9 protein-coding genes are annotated in these 11,917 nt (G+C 72.6%); 3 read left to right on the top strand and 6 right to left on the bottom strand.

What is annotated here, in order from left to right; genetic code table 11:
* The first annotated feature begins 298 nt into the window (after positions 1-298).
* On the top strand, positions 299-994 hold the full coding sequence (locus AC067J_RS43405) for a CBS domain-containing protein (protein ID WP_478308396.1): 696 nt from the start codon (positions 299-301) through the stop codon (positions 992-994).
* Positions 995-1,294: 300 nt separating this feature from the next.
* On the opposite strand, the gene pflA is transcribed toward AC067J_RS43405, so the two are convergent.
* The 4 genes from pflA to AC067J_RS43425 form a co-directional block, all read right to left on the bottom strand.
* Positions 1,295-2,068, bottom strand: coding sequence for a pyruvate formate-lyase-activating protein (pflA, locus tag AC067J_RS43410; protein ID WP_478308397.1), 774 nt, complete (start codon positions 2,066-2,068; stop codon positions 1,295-1,297).
* Between the two features lie 77 nt (positions 2,069-2,145).
* Positions 2,146-4,416, bottom strand: a complete 2,271-nt coding sequence (gene pflB / locus AC067J_RS43415) for a formate C-acetyltransferase (RefSeq protein WP_478308399.1) — start codon at positions 4,414-4,416, stop codon at positions 2,146-2,148.
* Positions 4,417-4,430: 14 nt separating this feature from the next.
* Positions 4,431-7,079: a bifunctional acetaldehyde-CoA/alcohol dehydrogenase gene (gene adhE, locus AC067J_RS43420; protein ID WP_478308400.1), complete on the bottom strand. Its 2,649-nt coding sequence runs from the start codon at positions 7,077-7,079 to the stop codon at positions 4,431-4,433.
* Between the two features lie 272 nt (positions 7,080-7,351).
* Positions 7,352-8,212, bottom strand: coding sequence for a universal stress protein (locus AC067J_RS43425; protein ID WP_478308401.1), 861 nt, complete (start codon positions 8,210-8,212; stop codon positions 7,352-7,354).
* A 419-nt stretch (positions 8,213-8,631) separates the two neighbouring features.
* Between AC067J_RS43425 and AC067J_RS43430 the strand changes: the two genes are divergently transcribed.
* Positions 8,632-9,237 (top strand): hypothetical protein, encoded by a 606-nt coding sequence (locus AC067J_RS43430; RefSeq protein ID WP_478308402.1) that lies wholly within the window; start codon positions 8,632-8,634, stop codon positions 9,235-9,237.
* Between the two features lie 241 nt (positions 9,238-9,478).
* On the top strand, positions 9,479-11,191 hold the full coding sequence (locus AC067J_RS43435) for a sensor histidine kinase (RefSeq protein WP_478308403.1): 1,713 nt from the start codon (positions 9,479-9,481) through the stop codon (positions 11,189-11,191).
* A 47-nt stretch (positions 11,192-11,238) separates the two neighbouring features.
* On the opposite strand, the gene AC067J_RS43440 is transcribed toward AC067J_RS43435, so the two are convergent.
* Positions 11,239-11,622 (bottom strand): pyridoxamine 5'-phosphate oxidase family protein, encoded by a 384-nt coding sequence (locus AC067J_RS43440; RefSeq protein WP_478308404.1) that lies wholly within the window; start codon positions 11,620-11,622, stop codon positions 11,239-11,241.
* Positions 11,623-11,725: 103 nt separating this feature from the next.
* On the bottom strand, positions 11,726-11,917 hold a 192-nt coding region (locus tag AC067J_RS43445; RefSeq protein WP_478308405.1), incomplete at its 5' end, for a response regulator transcription factor.

An 11,917-nucleotide genomic window follows, 5' to 3' on the forward strand; every position in this document is an offset into this window, starting at 1 on the left:
CGTCGCCGTCGTCGGCGGCGTCCGGTGACGCGGCCGCCTGCTCGTCCTCCTCCGCCCGTACCAGTACGACCGGGCAGCTCGCCCGGCGCAGCACCCCGCGAATCGGCACGGGCAGACGGTGGGGCGGGCCCGGTGGGGCGAGGGGAAGCGGCCGTCCCGTGCATGCCGGGTGCCGGTTGTCCCGGGTCGAACCGGCCCTGGCGGCAGGGACCGTCCGGCCCTGTGCGGAGGCGCCCCGCGGGCGGAGAGTGAGGGCGGGGCCTTCCGCACGGGCCCGATCCAGGGAGGAGTGAGGACGATGCAGCACCGCAGCGTCAGCGATGTCATGACCCGTGAGGTCGTCACCGCCCGGCCCGGCACGCCGTTCAAGGAGGTCGCGGCACTGTGCCACCACAACGACATCACCGCGATCCCGGTCGTGGACGATCAGAGCCGGCCGATGGGCATGGTCTCCGAGGCGGACCTGATCCGCAAGGCGGCCGTGCTGCCGGACCCGGAGGGCCGGTACCCGGGCCGCAGGCTGGACACGAAGGACCGCGCCCGTGCCGAGGCCGAGACCGCAGGTGGGCTGATGACCAGCCCGGCCGTCACCGCCCGGCCGGGCTGGTCGGTGGCCGAAGCGGCGCGGGCCATGGACAAGCACCGGGTCAAGCGTCTGCCCGTGGTGGACGAGACCGGCCGCCTGGTCGGCATCGTCAGCCGCCGTGATCTGCTGCAGGTCTTCCTGCGGCAGGACAGGGCCGTTGCCGAGGAGATCGTCCACGACGTGCTGGGCGAGACCCTCCGGCTCGCCCCCGAGGACGTCCGGGCCATCGTCCAGGACGGTGTGGTCACCCTGACCGGCCGCCTGCCGCGACGGAGTCTCGTTCCGATCGTGGAACGGCTCTGCCGCGCGGTGGACGGTGTCGTCGCCGTCCACCACACCCTCGACTGGACCGAGGACGACACCGAACCCCGGTTGGAGCACCCCCGTGCCTACCGGGCCGCCCGGTAGCGGGGGCTGGGGAAGCGGGCTGTCCTGAACCGCCGGCCGGTCGGCGCCGTACTGGCGCCGACCGGCCGGCGAGTGCGATCCGACCGCCCTCCTGGGGCCTTCCCCGGGCCAGCGAAAGTCCTTGTACCCGTGCGAGTAGCCCGGCCGCCGGCGGCCGGGCTACTCGCACGGGCCTCTCCGTCGTCGACCGACCGGAGGCGGCGTGCGTCCGGCGAGCCGGGTGCAGGCCGCGGGGTGGTGTCGCCCACCGGCGGTGACAGGTCGTACGGCGCCGGAGTGACGTGCCCGGGCCGGGGCGCGTCAGACGGCGTGCAGGCCGTGCGCCTCGAAGACGGCGCGGGCTTCGGCGGTCCGACCGGGTGTGGGCACCGGGGTGTCGGCGAGCGGGAAGTCGAGGCCGAGGGCGCGCCACTTGGCGGCGCCGAGCTTGTGGAAGGGCAGGACGTCGACCCGGGTGACGTTGCCGAGCGAGGCGGTGAAGGCGGCGACGCCCTCGATGTTCTCGGCGGCGTCGGTCAGGTGCGGGACGAGCACGAAGCGGACCCAGACCTCGGTGCCGAGGCCGGCCAGACGGCGGGCGAACTCCAGGCTGGGGGCCAGTTCCTGCCCGGTCAGGTGCCGGTAGAGCGCGTTGTCCCACGACTTGATGTCGAGCAGGACGAGGTCGGTGTCGGCGAGCAGCGCGTCGGTGGCGCGGGAGCCGAGGAAGCCGGAGGTGTCCAGTGCGGTGTGCAGGCCGAGTTCGTGCTTGAAGCGGTGCAGCAGCTCGCCGGTGAGCTCTGGCTGGAGGAGCGGTTCGCCGCCGCTGACGGTCGCGCCGCCGCCGGAGGCGCGGATGAAGGCGGTGTACTTGGCGGCTTCGCGGACGATCCCGTCGGCGGAGGAGCGCTGACCGTCGCGCATGTGGCGGGTGTCGGGGTTGTGGCAGTACAGGCAGCGCAGCGGGCAGCCGGCGAGGAACGCGACGAAGCGGGTGCCGGGGCCGTCGACGCCCGTCGACAGGTCCCAGGAGTGCAGTGTGCCGGTCACCGGGCGCCGGGTGGCGGCCCGGCCGGCCGGGGTGGACTCGGCCATGGGATGTACTCCTTCGGCAGGGCGAGGTGCCGGCGCCCCGGTCGGGGAGGCGTCGGCACCCCGGCGGGTGGTCGTGGCTACAGCGCGTCGTGGAAGGTGCGGCCGATCACGTCGAGCTGCTGTTCGCGGGTGAGGCGGACGAAGTTGACCGCGTAGCCGCTGACCCGGATCGTCAGCTGCGGGTACTTCTCCGGGTGGGCCATGGCGTCCACGAGGGTGTCCCGGTTGAGGACGTTGACGTTCATGTGGAAGCCGTGGCAGGCGACGTAGCCGTCCAGTACGCCGACCAGGTTGGTGATCCGCTCCGCCGCGGTGCGTCCCAGGGCTTGCGGGGCGACGGTGTTGGTGAGCGAGATGCCGTCCTCGGCGTGCTCGTACGGCAGCTTGGCGACGGACAGCGCGCTGGCCACGTAGCCGTGGCGGTCGCGCCCGTTCATCGGGTTGGCGCCGGGGGAGAACGGTTCGCCGGCCCTGCGCCCGTCCGGGGTGTTGCCGGTCTTCCTGCCGTAGACCACGTTGGAGGTGATGGTCAGCACGGACTGGGTGTGCTCGGCGCCGCGGTAGGTGGGGTGCTTGCGGACCTTGCCCATGAACTCCTCGACCAGCCGGACCGCTATCGCGTCGACGCGGTCGTCGTTGTTGCCGTAGGCCGGGTGGTCGCCCTCGATCAGGTAGTCGGTGACCAGCCCGGTGGGGTCCCGCACCGGGGTCACCTTCGCGTACTTGATCGCGGCGAGCGAGTCGGCGGCCACCGCGAGCCCGGCGATGCCGCAGGCCATGGTGCGCTTGACGTCGCGGTCGTGCAGGGCCATTTCGAGCCGCTCGTAGGCGTACCGGTCGTGCATGTAGTGGATGACGTTCAACGCGTGGACGTACGTCTCGGCGAGCCAGTCCAGTTGCTCGTCGAAGCGGGCCAGCACCTCGTCGTGGTCGAGCACGTCCCCGCCGACCGGGGCGGTGGCCGGGCCGACCTGTTCGCCGGACTTCTCGTCCCGGCCGCCGTTGATCGCGTAGAGCAGCGTCTTGGCGAGGTTGACCCGGGCGCCGAAGAACTGCATCTGCTTGCCGACCTCCATGGCGGAGACGCAGCAGGCGATCGCGGTGTCGTCGCCGAAGCGCGGACGCATCAGCTCGTCCGACTCGTACTGCACCGAGGAGGTGTCGATCGACACCCGGGCGCAGAACTCCTTGAACCCCCGCGGAAGTCGCGGGGACCAGAAGACGGTCATGTTCGGCTCGGGGGCCGGACCGAGGTTGTACAGGGTCTGCAGGTAGCGGAACGAGGTCCGGGTGACCAGGGTGCGGCCGTCCGTGCCCATGCCGCCGATCGACTCGGTGACCCAGGTCGGGTCGCCGGAGAACAGCTCGTCGTACTCGGGGGTCCGCAGGAAGCGGACGATCCGCAGCTTGATGACGAAGTCGTCCACCAGCTCCTGGGCCCGCTGCTCGGTCAGGAGACCGGCCTCCAGGTCGCGCTGGAGGTAGACGTCCAGGAAGGTCGAGGTGCGGCCCAGCGACATGGCCGCGCCGTTCTGCTCCTTGACCGCCGCCAGGTAGGCGAAGTACAGCCACTGGACGGCCTCCCGGCCGGTGCGGGCCGGCCCGGAGACGTCGTACCCGTAGGCCGAGGCCATCTCCTTGAGTTCACCCAGGGCCCGGATCTGCTCGGCGAGTTCCTCCCGCTCGCGGATCGTCTCCTCCAGCCGCGCCGGATCGCTCGGAGCGGCGTCCAGCTCCGCCTTCTCGGCGAGCTTGGCCTCGATCAGCCGGTCCACGCCGTAGAGGGCGACCCGGCGGTAGTCGCCGATGATCCGTCCGCGTCCGTAGGAGTCGGGCAGGCCGGTGATGATGCCGGCCTTGCGGGCGGCCCGGATCTCGGGGGTGTAGGCGTCGAAGACCCCGGCGTTGTGGGTCTTGCGGTACTGCGTGAAGGTCTTCTCCAACTGCGGGTCGACCGGGTAGCCGTAGGTCCTCAGCGCGCCCGCGACCATCCGCCACCCGCCGTTGGGCATGATCGCGCGCTTGAGCGGGGCATCCGTCTGGAGCCCGACGATCAGCTCGCGCTCCCGGTCGATCCAGCCCGGGGCGTGCGCGGTGATGGTGGACGGGATGTCGTGCGCGACGTCGTGGACGCCCTTGGCGCGCTCCTGGGGGAAGCGGTCGGTGATCCGCCGCCACACCTCGGCGGTCCGCTCGGTGGGGCCGGCCAGGAAGCCGGCGTCGCCCTCGTAGGGGGTGTAGTTGTGCTGGATGAAGTCGCGGACGTCGATCGCGTCCCGCCAGGCCTCACCGTGGAAGCCCTCCCAGGCCGGGGCGGGGGCCGGGTGCGTGTGCTGCGAGGTGGTCATCTCGGTGTCCCTTCTCAGGCCTGGTCGCCGTAGTAGGCCTGGCGCATCAGCCGCTGCATGTCGGCGAGCATCGGCATCCGGGGGTTGGCGGGGGCGCACTGGTCCTCGTAGGCGTTCATCGCCTGCTGCGGCAGGGCGGCCAGGAACGCCGTCTCGTCCACGCCGGCCGCCTTGAACGAACGCGGGATGCCGGCCCGGTCGCGCAGGTCCTCGACCGCCGCCGCGAGCGACTCCACGCCCTGCTCCGGGGTCGCGGCGGGCAGGCCGAGCATCCGGGCGATCGCCTGGTAGCGCTCCGGGGCCACGTAGCTGCGGTACTTCGGCCAGCCGGTGACCTTGGTCGGCGCGGAGCCGTTCCAGCGGATCACGTGCGGCAGCAGCAGCGCGTTGGTGCGGCCGTGCGCGACGTGGAAGGTGGCGCCCAGGGTGTGTGCCATGGCGTGGACGGCGCCGAGGAACGCCGAGCCGAAGGCCATGCCGGCGATGGTCCCGGCGTTGTGCATCCGTTCCCGGGCCTCCGGGTCGTCCGGTCCGCCGGTGACGGCCCGCTCCAGGTTCTCGAAGATCAGCCGGATGCCCTGCAGCGCCAGCCCGTCGGTGAAGTCGTTGGCGTAGACCGAGACGTAGGTCTCGATGCAGTGGGTCAGCGCGTCGAACCCGGTGTCGGCGGTGACGTGGCTCGGCAGGCGGGTGGTGAGGGCCGGGTCGACGATGGCCACGCTCGGGGTGAGCGCGTAGTCCGCCAGCGGGTACTTCTGGCCGGTGGCGGTGTCGGTGATCACCGCGAACGGGGTGACCTCGCTGCCGGTGCCCGACGTGGTGGGGACGCACACCAGCTTCGCCTTCTCGCCCAGGTCGGGGAAGGTGAAGGCACGCTTGCGGATGTCGAAGAACTTCTCCTTCAGGTCGGAGAACTCGACCTCCGGGTGCTCGTACATCAGCCACATCACCTTGGCCGCGTCCATCGGCGAGCCGCCGCCCAGCGCGATGATGGTGTCCGGCTCGAACTCCCGCATCAGCTCGGCGCCCCTGCGCACCGTGTCGATGCTCGGGTTGGGCTCGACGTAGTCGACCACCCGCACCTCGACCGGCTCCCGGCGGCGGTCGAGCACGCCCCGGATCCGCTCCAGGTGGCCGATCGCCACCATGGTGTGGTCGGTGACGACGACGATCCGGTGCGCGTTCGGCATGCTCGCCAGGTACTTGACGGAGTTGCGCTCGAAGTAGATCTTCGGCGGGACCTTGAACCACTGCATGTTGGTGTTGCGCCGCCCGACCCGCTTGATGTTGAGGAGGTTCAGCGCCGAGACGTTCCCGGCGACGGAGTTGTGCCCGTAGCTTCCGCAGCCCAGGGTCAGCGAGGGGGTGAAGGCGTTGTAGACGTCGCCGATGCCGCCCTGCGAGCTGGGCGCGTTCCAGATGATCCGGCAGGCCTTGACCGCGTGCCCGAACTCCTCGACGAACGCCGCGTCCCGGGTGTGCACCGCGGCGGAGTGGCCGAGCCCGTCGAACTCCACCATCGAGGCCGCCAGTTCGACACCCTCCCGGTGCGAACCCGCGGTCAGGACCGCCAGCACGGGGCAGAGCTTCTCCCGGGTCAGGGGCTCGGAGGGACCGACCCGCTCGCAGTCGGCCAGGATCACCGAGGTGTCGGCCGGCACCTCGAAGCCCGCCGCCTCCGCGATCTGCGCGGCCGAGCGGCCCACCGCCGCCGCGTTCAGCCGCCCGCCGGAGCAGGCCGCACCGCCGCCGACGCCGAACAGGTACCGCTCCAGCAGTGCCTTCTCCTTGGCACTCGCGTGGTGCGCCTTGAGCCGCCGGAACTCGACGAGGGCCTCCTCGCGGATCTCCGCGTCGAGCACGACGGCCTGTTCGGAGGCGCAGATCATGCCGTTGTCGAAGGTCTTCGACAGCACGATGTCGTTCACCGCCTGCCGGAGGTCCGCGCTCCGCTCGACGTACGCCGGGACGTTGCCCGCACCGACGCCCAGCGCCGGCTTCCCGCAGGAGTACGCGGCCCGGACCATCCCGTTGCCGCCGGTGGCCAGGACGGTGGCCACGTCCGGATGGTTCATCAGTTCGCCGGTGGCCGCCATCGACGGCTCCTCGATCCACTGGATGCAGTGCGCCGGAGCTCCGGCCGCGACCGCCGCGTCCCGGACCGTCCGGGCCGCCTCGGCGGAGCAGCGCTGCGCCGAGGGGTGGAAGGCGAAGACGATCGGGTTGCGGGTCTTCAGCGCCAGCAGGCACTTGAAGATCACGGTCGAGGTCGGGTTGGTCACGGGGGTGATGCCCGCGACGACGCCGACCGGCTCGGCGATCTCCACGATGCCGTCGATCTCGTCCCGGTACACCACTCCGACCGTCTTCGTCCGGGCCATCACGTGGGTGACGTTCTCACAGGCGAAGACGTTCTTGACCGCCTTGTCCTCGAAGACCCCGCGCCCGGTCTCCTCCACGGCCAGGACCGCGAGCGACGTGTGCCGGGCCAGCGCGGCCAGCGAGGCCTTCTTGACGACGTGGTCGACCTGCTCCTGGGTGAAGGAACCGTATTCCTGCAGGGCCGTCAGGGCGCCCGCGACCAGCAAGTCGATCGCGGTGGGACGGGCGGGAGGAGTGCTCGTGGGGGACTGTTCGGCCTCGTTCGCAGGGCGAGGGGACATGGTGGACTACCTCTCCGGGACATCGTCCGACTGCGGGGCGCCGGCGGGGTCGCGGGCGCCTTCCACTCAAGGGTTGCTCGTGCGGGGTGGGAGCGGATCGGTCCTTCGGGACCTGGAACCGGTCCGAAGGTCCCTGGTACGGCGCGCAGTTGGTCCCGGCACGGCACCTGGTGGGGAATCCGGTGCGGAATCCGGTGCGGCCGCCGGGACGGCGCCGTCGGCGGCGGTCGGCGGCATGTGACGCACCGCCCGCCGCCGCCGTCACCGTCCGCTCAGTCGTGCGGCACGACGGCGACGGGGCTGTGCGCGTGGTGGAGCACCGACTGCGTCACCGCCCCCAGCCGGGGTGCCGCCAACTGGTGCTTGGGAGTACGCCGTCCGAGCACGACCAGGGAGGCGCTGCGGGAGGCCTCCACCAGAGCCCTGGCAGGGCTCCACGCGCAGACCTCCGCCTCCGCGGGGACGTCGGGGTACTTCTCCCGCCAACGGGCCAGGGCGTCCTGCAGGCGCAGCTGCTCGGCGGCCGCCAGCGACTCCCTGATCTGCCGCTGGTCGACGGGAGCCTCAGTCGTGTACGGCCCGTGGGACGTGGTCCGGCTCTCCACCACCCGCAGCGCGGAACCGGTGTCGGCCGCGTGCCGGAAGGCGAAGTCGAGCACGGCGTCGCACGGCCGGTCACCCGCCACGCCCACGACGACGTCGGCGGACGGTTCCCCCGGTCCGTCCTCCCCGGCGCGGACCAGCACCACGGGGCAGGTGGCACGGGCCGCGGTCCGCAGCCCGACCGAGCCGACCAGCAGGCCGGTGAAGCCGCCGAGACCGCGTGACCCGAGGACCAGCAGCTCCGCCCGTCGGCCGATGGCGGCTAGGGTCTCCGCCGGGTAGCCGGGGCGGATCTCGCAGGACACTTCCAGCCCGGGCAGTGCGGCCGCGGCGCGGTCGCGGATCGCCGCCACCGGCTCCGGGACCACGGTGCCGCCGCCGAAGTCGCGGTCGAGGGCGTCGACCTCCGTTCCCGCGACGTGGACGACGCGCAATCCGAGCCCCCTGCGGCCCGCCTCCCGGGCGGCCCACTCGGCCGCGGCCGCGCTCTGCGCCGAACCGTCGATCCCCACCACGACACCGTGCGACATGACTGCGACCTCCCTGGTCCTCGGCCGGCCGTGGCGCCGGTGCGCACGGTCCCGTCCGGCGACCAGCGTCCCGCCGGCCGACGGCCCGGCCACAGGGCCGAGCAGCCCCACCTCGGTACCGAAGGTCCCGGTGCCGCCGGTGCTCCCGGGGAGTGCCTGCCGCACCGGGACCGTCGTTCCGGGAGTCGGGACCAACGGCCCGCAGACCGGCGCGTCACCGACGGTGCACGCTTTGAGCAGACGCCGGGGCCGCGATCGACACGATCGTCCGCGCCGCCCCTCCTCACCGCGGGCGGCACTGCCACGGCGCTCCCTGACCGCCTCGGAATCTGCTCTACCCGAGTCGATACCGGGCGCGCCGGTACACCGGCTCGAACGGACCGCCACCGCCGAACCACCTCAGCAGAGGAGTACCGATCATGGCCACCCAGCACGTCCACACGCCCCTGACGCCCCGCCGCACGACCCTCGGTCGCACCGTCGCCCGGCAGACCGCCGCCCGCACCGCATCGGCCACGGCCGCCGCCCTCGCCACCGTCCGGATCGCGCTCGGGGCGCTCTTCCTCTGGGCCTTCCTCGACAAGACCTTCGGCCTCGGCTACGCCACCGCCGACGGCCGTGCCTGGATCGACGGAGCCTCACCCGCCAAGGGCTTCCTGAGCCACGTCGCGGCGGGGCCGTTCCGCGGGACCTTCCACGCCATGGCCGGCCAGGCCTGGGTGGACTGGATGTTCATGCTGAGTCTCCTCGGCCTCGGTCTCGCACTGATCGGTGGCGTCGGGCTGCGGATCGCCGCGGTGGGGGGCACCGCCCTGCTCGCCCTGATGTGGGCCGCCGAGTGGCCGCCCGCCCGCCACCTGGCCGACGGCACCGCGAGCGGATCCACCAACCCGCTGCTCGACTACCACGTCCTCTACGCCTTGGTCCTCATCGTCCTGGCCGTGACCGGCTCCGGCGCCACCTGGGGCCTCGGCCGCCGCTGGGCAGAGCTTCCGGTGGTCCGCCACAACGCCTGGCTCCGCTGACCTCCGTACACCACACCGCCCCCGGGCCGGCCGCGACTTCCGTCGCGGCCGGCCCGCCTGCTGCCGGGGCCGGTGAAGCCCTCGCCCGCAGCAGCGTCGGCCGGACGTCGTTCGCCGTCCGGAGCCAGCCGCCGGTGTGACCGGACCGGCCGTCCGAGAAGCGGGGGTTTGGGCGCTGTCACGCCGTTACGGTCGTCTGCCAGAATCGACCGGCCGATGGCAGGGGACGAGGAGGATCACGGTGGGTGGGGACGAGGTTCGGTCGCGGATCCCGCAGCTGAGGCTGGACGAGCTGCTGGAGGAGTTGCAGGCGAGGATCGACGCGGCCCGGGGTACCCGGGACCGGGTGCACAGCCTGCTGGAGGTCGTGCTGTCGGTGGGCCGGGAGCTGGACCTGACGCAGGTGCTCCGGCGCATCGTGGAGGCGGCCGCCGTCCTGGTGGACGCCCGGTACGCGGCACTCGGGGTGATCGGCCCCGACGGCGAGACGCTGTCGCAGTTCCTCACCGTGGGACTGTCCGAGGAGGAGATCGAGCGGATCGGCCCCTATCCGACGGGCCGGGGCCTCCTGGGGGAGCTGATCCGCCGACCGGAGCCGCTCCGTCTGGCGGACCTCTCGGAGCACCCGTCGTCGTACGGCTGCCCGGCGCACCACCCGGTGATGCGGGCGTTCCTCGGGGTGCCGGTGCGGGTGCGCGAGGAGGTCTTCGGCAACCTGTACCTGACCGACAAGCGCTCCGGCGAGGAGTTCGACACCGACGACGAGTCGGTGATCTCCACGCTGGCGGTGGCGGCCGGGGTGGCGATCGACAACGCCCGGCTGTACGAGGAGGCGCAGCGTCAGCAGCGCTGGCTCGGCACGAGTGCGGAGATCACCCGCGGCCTGCTGTCGGGAGGGTCCCGTTCCGAGGTGGTCGAGCTGATCGCGCGTCGGGCGCGGGAGATCACCGGCGCCGAGCTCTCGGACGTCTCGGTGCCCGTGTCGGGGACCGGGACGATGCGGGTGGAGCTGGCGCTGGGCGGGGACGCGGCCCGGAGGCTGGGCCTGGACGTGCCGATGGAGGGAACGCTGGCGGGTGAGGCGTGTGTGCAGGGCACTCCGGCGGCGACGGTGGACCTGGCCGGCGATCCGCGGTTCCCGGCGGGGCCGTGGCGGTACGACGGTCTCGGCCCGGCGGTGGCCGTGCCGCTGGGCCGGGCGGGTGGTCCGGTGGACGGAGTGCTGCTGCTGGCCCGGCGGACGGCGGAGTCGGCGTTCACGGACCGGGAGATCGGCCCGCTGCTGGGTTTCGCGGACCAGGCGGCGCTGGCGCTGGAGCTTGCCGAGCGCCGCCGGGACGCCGAGCAGTTGGTGATGCTGGAGGACAGGGACCGGATCGCCCGCGATCTGCACGACCTGGCGATCCAGCGGCTGTTCGCGACGGGGATGACACTGCAGAGCGCGGCCCGGTTGATCGACCACACCGGCGCCTCGGACCGGGTGCTGAGGGCGGTGGGGGACCTGGACGAGACGATCAAGATCATCCGGTCCACGATCTTCGGGCTGCGGGCGCGCGAGGAGGAGAGCGCTCAGGGTCTGCGGTCGCGGGTGGTGCGGGTGGCCGAGGAGGCGCAGGCGGCGCTGGGCTTCCCGCCCCGGCTGAGCATGGAGGGCCTGCTCGACACGGATGTGTCGGCGGAGCTGGCCGATCACGTGGTGGCGGTCCTGGGCGAGGCGCTGAGCAACGCGGCCCGGCACGCACGGGCAGGCCGGGTCGAGGTGGTGCTGCAGGCGACCGGGTCGCGGGTGGTGCTCACGGTGCAGGACGACGGGGTGGGCATCGCGGAGCAGGGGCGGCGAAGCGGGCTGCGCAACCTCGCGGAACGGGCCGAGAGCCTGGGGGGAGTCTTCGAGCTGGCGAGCCCCGAGGCCGGCGGTACCAGGTTGGCCTGGTCGGTGCCGCTGGTGCACTGACGCGGTTCTCGGGCGGGGTGTTCGACGTTCGGTGCGCCGAGGTCCGGTCAGGGCCGGGCCGGGCGCGTCGACGGGAACAGGCGGCCGCTCACCAGTTCGGGGAGGATCCGGACGGTGACCGTGTCGGTCGGACCGTTCGCCGTGTGATCCGGCGTGACGTCGGCGCGGCCGAGGACGGTCACGCTCCAGCCGGTGCCTTCGGCGGCGTCGAGCTCTCCTGCCTCGAAGGCGACGATCGCGCCGGACACCGCACGGACCAGTTCGGACTCGGCGCCGGCGCTCAGCAGCACGCTGCCGTCCGCGCCGAGGCTGTAGCGGGCGGGCTGAACGGCGGGCAGTGCACCGACGGTGTAGACGACCCGGCCGACCGCGAGGCCGGCGAGGCGTCGTCGGCATTCCCACTCGTCCAGCGTTGTGGAGTGAGGTGTCATGACATCGATGGTGCCTTCACACCGGGTGCCGGGGGAGAGGCCGTTGGTCCCCGGTGACGCTGCCGACCGGACCTGCCCGGTCGGGTGTTCCGGGGCGGCCGGTTCAGCGGTTGGGCCGACCGGTCGGCTGCGTGTGGTCGGCCAGGGTCTGGTTGGCGATCAGGGCGGCCTGGACGCGCCGCTCCACGCCGAGTTTGGCGAGCAGGCGGGAGATGTGGTTCTTGACGGTCTTCTCGGCGAGGTAGAGCCGCTGGCCGATCTGGCGGTTGGTGAGCCCCTCGCCGACCAGCGCCAG

The organism is Kitasatospora sp. NPDC042419 (genome assembly GCF_056437345.1).